General features: G+C 70.6%; 6 protein-coding genes. 2 read left to right on the top strand and 4 right to left on the bottom strand.

All coding sequences use genetic code 11. The annotated features are described in order from the left end of the window. Positions 1-230: 230 nt before the first annotated feature. Complete coding sequence (locus CW359_RS24945; protein ID WP_105972356.1) at positions 231-1967, bottom strand: serine/threonine-protein kinase; 1737 nt, start codon at positions 1965-1967, stop codon at positions 231-233. Between the two features lie 46 nt (positions 1968-2013). After that, positions 2014-2862, bottom strand: coding sequence for a menaquinone biosynthetic enzyme MqnA/MqnD family protein (locus tag CW359_RS24940; protein WP_105972333.1), 849 nt, complete (start codon positions 2860-2862; stop codon positions 2014-2016). Positions 2863-3187: 325 nt separating this feature from the next. Here CW359_RS24940 and CW359_RS24935 point away from each other — a divergent pair, with 325 nt between their 5' ends. Further along, a complete protein-coding gene (locus CW359_RS24935; RefSeq protein ID WP_053740801.1) occupies positions 3188-3391 on the top strand; it encodes a cold-shock protein in 204 nt (67 codons plus the stop codon). A gap of 151 nt (positions 3392-3542) precedes the next feature. After that, on the top strand, positions 3543-4193 hold the full coding sequence (locus tag CW359_RS24930) for a class I SAM-dependent methyltransferase (protein ID WP_105972332.1): 651 nt from the start codon (positions 3543-3545) through the stop codon (positions 4191-4193). A gap of 39 nt (positions 4194-4232) precedes the next feature. On the opposite strand, the gene CW359_RS24925 is transcribed toward CW359_RS24930, so the two are convergent. After that, positions 4233-4994, bottom strand: a complete 762-nt coding sequence (locus CW359_RS24925) for a DsbA family protein (RefSeq protein WP_232838588.1) — start codon at positions 4992-4994, stop codon at positions 4233-4235. A gap of 102 nt (positions 4995-5096) precedes the next feature. Next, entirely contained in the window at positions 5097-6887 is a 1791-nt protein-coding gene (kstD, locus tag CW359_RS24920; protein WP_105972331.1) for a 3-oxosteroid 1-dehydrogenase, read from the bottom strand. Positions 6888-6892: the final 5 nt, after the last annotated feature.

The raw sequence follows: 6892 nt of genomic DNA, 5'->3' as shown, positions 1-6892 counted from the left end.
ATCGGCCTGAAGGGCCTTGTCCTCAAACGCCGGACGGGCTAAAAGACCAAGCCCCGGCCGGCACCATTCGCAGCCCAGGTCGGCACCCCTCAGCCCGTCCGGCGTTTGAGGACGAGGCCGTTCAGGCCGACAGCGGGGGTCTGGGGGCGCAGCCCCCAGGGATGGGAACGGGTAGGGGCGGCGGGGGCGAGGAAAACCCACCCCCGCCACCCGCACCCCTCTCCCCTCCCCTACTCCACCTTCGACATCTGAGCCACCGGATCCCCCGCCTCCGGATTGTCCGTCTCGTACTTCAGATCGGCGCCAACCGGCGTCAGCAGCACCCTGTGGGAACCCGTCGTGCACACGTTCCTGTTCGACTTCTCGGCGATCGACGTCACGACCAGGTGGGTCGTCGTGACCTCTTTAAGAATCAGTACGTCGTCGCAGATGCCGCCGATCTGGTCGGTCTGGCGGAACGTGCCCAGTTCCTCGCCCACCGCCACCCTGCGGACCGTCACCCGGAACGTCCCCATCGGCAGCGCCCCGTCGAGCGCGACAGCCGGGCCCTCCCAGGTGCCGACGTACGACGTCGGGACCGTCACCGTGCCGCTCGCCGGATCCGGCACCGTACTCGCCGTCGTGCTAGGCACCGCGCTCCCCGCCGCCTGGCCGGAGTCGCTGTCGGCCGCCGAGTCCGAGCCGCTGATCGCGCGCCCCTCCTTGCTGTCGCCCGGCAGCAGGTCGAACAACCAGGCCGAGCCCAGCGTCACCGCGGCCAGCGCGCCCGCCACCGCGAGGGCGACCGTGCAGCTCAGCCTCCGGCCACGCCCCCCGGCCACCGGCGCCGAGGTCGCCGCCACGCTCACGGACACCTTCCCAGGCGTACGGTCGGACGGCTCGGCCTCCTTGTCGGGCTCCGCGCCCCGAGGCCCCGGCATCGCCGGCATCAGGGGCATCACCGGCGGCGGACCGAACTCGCCCGTTCCTGTCCCTGTCCCCGACCCCGACCCCACCCCGACAGCCGGCGTACCGAACCGCACGTCCGCCTCCGCCGGTACTTCCGACGCCTCCGTGACCGCCGATACCTCCGACACCTCCAGGTTCAGCAGCGCCACCGCCTCCCTGCTGACCCGCTCCACCAGCGCCCCCGGCAACCACCCGCCCGCCACCAACCGCGCCGCCCCCTCCGGAGCGAGCCGTCGGGCCACCTCCCCGGGGGCCGGTCTCGCGGACGGGTCCTTCGTCAGGCAGGACTCCGCCACCTCCCGCAACTCCCCTTCCAGGCCGCCGAGTTCGGGCTCCTCGTGCACGACCTTGTAGAGCAGGGCCGCCGACGAGTCGCCGGGGAAGGGGGAACGGCCCGTCGCCGCGTACGCGATCACCGCGCCCAACGAGAAGACGTCCGCCGCTCCCGTGACCGGCTTGCCGAGGATCTGTTCCGGTGACATGTAGCCGGGCGAGCCCACCGAGACGCCGGTCGACGTCAGGGACGCCGTACCGTCCGTCGCCCGCGCGATGCCGAAGTCGATGAGGAGGGGGCCGTCGAGGGTCAGCAGGACGTTCGACGGCTTCACGTCCCGGTGGACCAGTCGCAGCTCGTGCACCGCCGTCAGCGCCTCCGCGAGGCCCGCGCCCAGCGCCCGTACGGAATCCACCGGCAGCGGGCCGTCCCCCGTGACCGCGGCCGTCAGGGAGGGACCGGCCGCGTACGCCGTCGCCACCCACGGCACCGGGGCGTCGGGGTCCGCGTCCAGGACCGGCGCCGTCCACGCGCCGCCGACCCGCCGCGCGGCCTCGACCTCGCGGCGGAACCTGGCCCGGAACTCCTCGTCGAGCGCGAAGTGCGGGTGCACGATCTTCACCGCGACGGTACGGCCGCCCGCGCTGCGCCCCAGGTAGACCCGGCCCATCCCGCCCGAGCCGAGCCGCCCGAGCAGCCGGTAGGGCCCGATCACGGTCGGCTCACCGACGTCCAGCGGCTGCATGGCCCCCACCTCTCCCCCGTAGACCATCAGACAGGCCAGCAGCAGCCTACGGCTCCAGCAACGCCACCTCCACGTCCGCCGGGAAGCCCGTCGTCGGGCCCACCCGGCGGGCGAACTCCCGTACGGCCGCGAGCTGCGGGCCGCCGAAGCGGAAGTCGAGCGTCGTGAAGTAGCGCTCCAGGACCTGGGCGTCGAACTCCTCCCAGCGGGCCGCCTGTTCGGCGACCTTGCCGACCTCCTCCAGGGAGAGGTCGCGGGAGGCGAGGAACGCCTCGTGAACCTTCCGGGTGAGGGCCGGTTCGCGGTCCAGGTACTCCCTCCGCGCCGCCCAGACCGCGAAGACGAACGGCAGTCCGGTCCACTCCTTCCACAGCGTGCCCAGGTCGTGCACCTGGAGGCCGTAGCGCGGGCCGTCGAGGAGGTTGGCGCGCAGGGCCGCGTCCCCGATCAGCACCGCCGCGTCCGCCTCCTGCATCATCAGGCTGAGATCGGGCGGACACGTGTAGTAGTCGGGTTGTACGCCGTAGCGCTCGGCCAGAAGCAGCTGCGCCAGGCGTACTGAGGTGCGGGAGGTCGAGCCGAGCGCCACCCGTGCGCCGTCCAGGCGGTCCAGCGGGACCTGGGAGACGATCACGCACGACATCACCGGGCCGTCGCAGCCGACGGCGATGTCCGGGAAGGCGACCAGGTCGTCGGCGTTGCGGAGGAACTCGACGAGGGTGATGGGCCCGATGTCGAGTTCGCCGCGCACCAAGCGCTCGCTGAGCTTCTCAGGGGTGTCCTTCGTCAGCTCGAAGTCGAGGAGCGTGCCCGTTCTCGCGAGCCCCCAGTACAGGGGCAGGCAGTTCAGGAACTGGATGTGGCCGACGCGCGGCCGGGTGCGAGAATTGTCCACCTCGCGAGGCTAACCCTCGCGGGGTCCGGCGCACCCTCCTGGGGGTCACCGGCGAGCGTCGCCCACGACTGCTGGCCTGCGGTTGTCAAGACCGCGCGCCGCCTCTCAAACGTCCGGGTGACGTGATCTTTCCCTCTATTGCTTTCGCCTGCCCGAGTGCTAAGCTCACCGCAAGTTGCAGTTTGGTTTCCCTTGCAGTACAGAGCCTGCGGAGCATGTGACCGCGGGCTCTCGTCGTTTTCAGATGAATGCAGTTGTTTACAAGTTTTTGTTTACACCTTGCAGGTTCTGGAGCAGGGCAACCCTTTGGGCCCAAGGAGGGCTTATGGCTACCGGAACCGTGAAGTGGTTCAACGCCGAAAAGGGCTTTGGTTTCATTGCCCAGGAAGGCGGCGGCCCGGACGTCTTCGTCCACTACTCCGCGATCAACGCGAGCGGATTCCGCTCCCTCGAAGAGAACCAGGCGGTTTCCTTCGACGTCACGCAGGGTCCGAAGGGCCCGCAGGCGGAGAACGTCACCCCGATCTAAGTCGGCGGCTCTGCTGAGCCAATTACTCTGATCCGGAACGTGTGCAGTACCCAAGGAGCTCCGAGCCATCCGGCATCGGAGCTCCTGCCTTTTCCCTACCTCCGCTCGCTCCCCGGACGCGTTGTCAGTGGCCCTGGCTAGGGTCCTGCCCATGACCGACTACGTCGCCGCCACCCGCGTCTTCTACGACGCCATCGCCGAGGACTACTCCGCCCACTTCCGCTCCGTGGGCGCGGGCCGACCACTGGAGCGGGCCGTGATGGCCGCGTTCGCGGAGTTCGTACGGAGTTCGGCGGGCGGTGGCGGACAGGTCGCCGACCTCGGGTGCGGGCCCGGGCGGGTCACGGCGTATCTCGACTCGCTCGGGCTGTCGGTGTTCGGGCTCGACCTGTCGGCGTCCATGCTCGCGGTGGCCCGCCGGGAGAACCCGGGGCTGCGGTTCGAGCAGGGCTCGATGCTGGAGCTGGACCTCGCGGACGGGTCGCTCGGCGGGGTCGTGGCCTGGTACTCGACCATCCACACCCCGGACGAACGCCTGCCCGCCCTCTTCGGCGAGTTCCTGCGCGTGCTCGCACCCGGCGGCTATCTGCTGCTCGGCTTCCAGGTGGGGGACGAGCCCAGGCACCTCGACCAGCCGTTCGGGCACCCCGTGTCCATGGACTTCCTGCGCCGCCGCCCCGACCCGATCGCCGGTCTGCTGACCGACGCCGGTTTCACCCTCGTCTCCCAGACCGTGCGGGAGGCGGACGAGGAGGTCGGGGAGTCGTCCCCGCAGGCGTTCCTGATGGCCCGCAGACCGTAGGAAACTACTGAGGACACAGAGGCAACAGAGGGCGCGGGCTCAGTAGCCGTAGTCCTCGGGGTCCGGGAGCGGCTTGTAGTCCTTGTACTCCTGCCACTCCCCCGGGCGGTCCCGGATCGCCTCCAGCAACTCCCCGAAGAGCTTCCCGTCGTACAGCGCCCCGCCGATCTCCTCGGGGAGCTTGACGCCGTCGATCACGGCGGTGGGTGTGCCCGGACCCTGCCCCCGGCTCTGCTCCTCCGCCGTACCGGCGCGTTCGTAGGCGCGCTCGGAGTCGGTCACGAAGGCGCGGTACTTCATGGTCTTCACCGCCGACTCGAGGGCCGGGGTGCGCAACCCGTCGACCTGACCGGCCAGTTCGAGGAGGCGGGCGTCGGTGAAGCCGTCGTCCTCCTCCTCGGGCTGGTTGTCGTAGAGCACCTCGTGGTACTCGGCGAACCTGTCGCCCTCCAGCGCGGCGCGCAGCGCGTTGGCCGCCTTCTTCGAGCCGCTGCCGCCGAGCCGGTCGTCGAGGAAGGAGGCGAGGGTGTACTCGGCCTTCACCTCGCGGTTCAGCACGGCCTGCTGGAGTTCGTGGCCGCCACCGACCGTCTCGAACTCCTCGCAGTACGGGCACCGCATGTCCTCGTACAGGTGCACGGTCACCTCGGCGGTCGGGTCGCCGACCGTGATGGTCGTACCGTTCGCCGCGAGCTTCTCCGGCACCTGCGCGAGACTGTCGTACGGCTCCGCGTACCGCTGCCCGCACCCCGTGACGAGCAGCGACATGCCCACCATGGCCGCCGCACACACGGCGGCCATCCCCCTGTTTCGCACTTCTTGCCTCCCCAGCAATCAGCGCGACCTTAGGGCATGTTCATGCGGAACGCACAGAAATAACAGCGGCGGAGCGGTCGTGGACGGTCACAGCACCCCCGCCGCCGCGAGTGCCGCCACATAGCCGAACGTCATCGCCGGGCCGATGGTCGAACCGGCGCCGGCGTAGCTGTGGCCCATGACGGCGGCGCTGGCGTTCCCGGCGGCGTACAGGCCGGGGATCGCCGTGCCGTCGGCGCGCAGGACCCGCGCGCGGGCGTCGGTGCGCAGGCCGCCCTTCGTGCCCAGGTCGCCGGGGACGATCCGGAAGGCGTAGTACGGGGGCAGCCACAGCGGGGCCAGACAGGAGTTCGGGAGGACCGCCGGGTCGGTGTAGTAGTGGTCGTACGCGCTGTCGCCGCGTCCGAAGTCGGTGTCGTCGCCGTTCAGGGCAAGGGAGTTGAAGCGGCTGACGGTGGTGCGCAGGGCGGCGGGCGGTACGCCGATCGAGGTCGCGAGGGCGTCGAGGTTCCACGCCTTGTACGCGGCACCGGAGTTGTACCAGTCCGCCGGGAGTACGAAGGTCGGGGCGACGTCCTTGAAGAGGTAGCGGTTGCGGTAGTTCTGGTCGACGATCAGCCAGGCCGGGATGTCGGGGTCGGTGGGGTTGCGCTCGTACATGGTGTGGACGACGTCGCTGTAGGGACCGGCCTCGTTGACGAAGCGGGAACCGGCCGCGTTGACCAACAGGCCGCCGGGGAGGGTGCGTTCGGCGAGGCAGAAGTAGGGCTCGCCGGGGAGCGGGATCGCGGGCCCCCACCAGGCGTCGTCCATGAGGGCGAGGGAACCGCCGGCGCGCTCTCCCGCCCGGATCCCGTCTCCCGTGTTCTCCTTCGCGCCGACAGTCCACTCGGTACCGATGGGCTGCTGCTGGTACTGGTTGCGCATGGCCGCGTTGTGCTCGAAGCCGCCCGAGCCGACGATCACGCCGCGCCGGGCGCGGAGGAGACCGGGGGTGCCGTTGCGGGTGACGACGGCGCCGGTGACCGTGCCGGACTCCAAGTAGAGGTCGGTGAGGGGGGTGTTGAGCCAGACGGGCACTCCCGCCGAGGCCAGCCCCGCCCGCAGTCCACCGGCCAGGGCCTGCCCCATGGTGAGCGGCTTCTGCCCGAGGAGGGCGGCCTTCGTACCGCGCGCCAGGCACTCGACGGCGACGGCGGTGCCCTTCGCGTTGACGGCGGAGAGGGCGAGCCATTTGTAGTCGGCGCTGAAGACGACCATGCCGGAAGGGACGGCGAGGTAGGGCGGGTTGAGGTTGGCGAGTTCGGCGCCGAGGACGTTGCCGTCGAGCTGGTCGGGCTCTATGGAACGGCCGTTGGGGAGGCCGCCGGGCAACTCCGGGTAGTAGTCGCTGTATCCCTCCATCCAGCGGAAACGGAGAGGGCTGTTGGCCATGACGAAGGAGATCATGGCGGGTCCGTGCGCGAGGAAGGCTTGCCGGCGGGCGGCGGGGATGTCCGGTCCGACGACCGCGGCGAGGTAGGCGGCGGCCTTGGCGGGGGTGTCGGGCACGCCCGCCGCGAGGATCACGGAGTTGTTGGGAATCCAGATCCCGGCACCGGACCGGGCGGCGGACCCACCGAAGGTCGGCGCCTTCTCGACGACGACGCAGGTGAGCCCCTGTTTGGCGGCGGTGAGCGCGGCGGTCATCCCGGCGGCACCCGACCCGATCACGACGACGTCGTAGGTGCCGAGGAGGGGCGGGGTCGCGGCACGGGCGGCGGTCGCGCCGACACCGACACCGACCCCGACCGCAACACCCGCCCCGGCGGCGCCTGCCAACACGCCTCGTCTGGAAGGAAGTTGGGTTTGTCTCGCGGGGTCCGTTTCTGGGTTCATGGGGC

The sequence above is a fragment of the Streptomyces geranii genome (assembly GCF_002954775.1).
In the GTDB taxonomy this organism is placed as follows: domain Bacteria; phylum Actinomycetota; class Actinomycetes; order Streptomycetales; family Streptomycetaceae; genus Streptomyces; species Streptomyces geranii.
This window is presented reverse-complemented; position numbering and strand designations above follow the sequence as displayed.

What these genes read in the sequence shown, in the direction of transcription:
- CW359_RS24945 (WP_105972356.1), bottom strand. Translation starts at nt 1,967, where the DNA reads ATGCAGCCGCTGGACGTCGGTGAGCCGACCGTGATCGGGCCCTACCGG.
- CW359_RS24935 (WP_053740801.1), top strand. Translation starts at nt 3,188, where the DNA reads ATGGCTACCGGAACCGTGAAGTGGTTCAACGCCGAAAAGGGCTTTGGT.
- CW359_RS24930 (WP_105972332.1), top strand. Translation starts at nt 3,543, where the DNA reads ATGACCGACTACGTCGCCGCCACCCGCGTCTTCTACGACGCCATCGCC.
- CW359_RS24925 (WP_232838588.1), bottom strand. Translation starts at nt 4,994, where the DNA reads ATGGCCGCCGTGTGTGCGGCGGCCATGGTGGGCATGTCGCTGCTCGTC.
- kstD (WP_105972331.1), bottom strand. Translation starts at nt 6,887, where the DNA reads ATGAACCCAGAAACGGACCCCGCGAGACAAACCCAACTTCCTTCCAGA.